The following is a 507-nucleotide window of genomic DNA, read 5'->3' as shown; positions in this document are numbered from 1 at the left end:
TCAGAAAAAGACACCAGCAGGTCGGGAAGCATCGAAAGCATGAATGTCTCTCTTACTGACCTCCGCACTGTGATTCAAGAGGTCGTGAAAAAAACGGCGGACGGTGTTGATCTCTCCGAAGCGAAAATTATCGTTGCGGGCGGCCGAGGAGTCAAAAGCATGGAAGGATTTCAGCCGCTGCAGGAGCTTGCAGAGGTGCTAGGGGCCGCAGTCGGGGCTTCTCGCGGGGCATGTGACGCTGATTATTGCGATTACGCGCTCCAAATCGGGCAGACCGGGAAAGTCGTCACTCCGGATTTGTACATTGCATGCGGCATTTCCGGCGCCATCCAGCATTTGGCCGGCATGTCAAACAGCAAGGTGATCGTCGCCATCAATAAAGACCCCGAAGCCGATATCTTTAAAATAGCGGATTACGGCATCGTCGGTGATTTATTTGAAGTTGTCCCGTTATTAACTGAGGAATTCAAACAATTGAATATACACTCATAAAGGAAATCCCGGACT

The 507-nt window shown here is 50.7% G+C and carries 1 pseudogene; it reads left to right on the top strand.

Annotated features, from left to right (window positions below):
• A pseudogene (gene etfA / locus ACWHAR_RS32465) lies at nt 1-492 on the top strand (electron transfer flavoprotein subunit alpha); the annotation flags it as partial.
• Nucleotides 493-507: the final 15 nt, after the last annotated feature.

It is taken from the genome of Bacillus sp. LR--39 (assembly GCF_053613335.1).
This window is presented reverse-complemented; position numbering and strand designations above follow the sequence as displayed.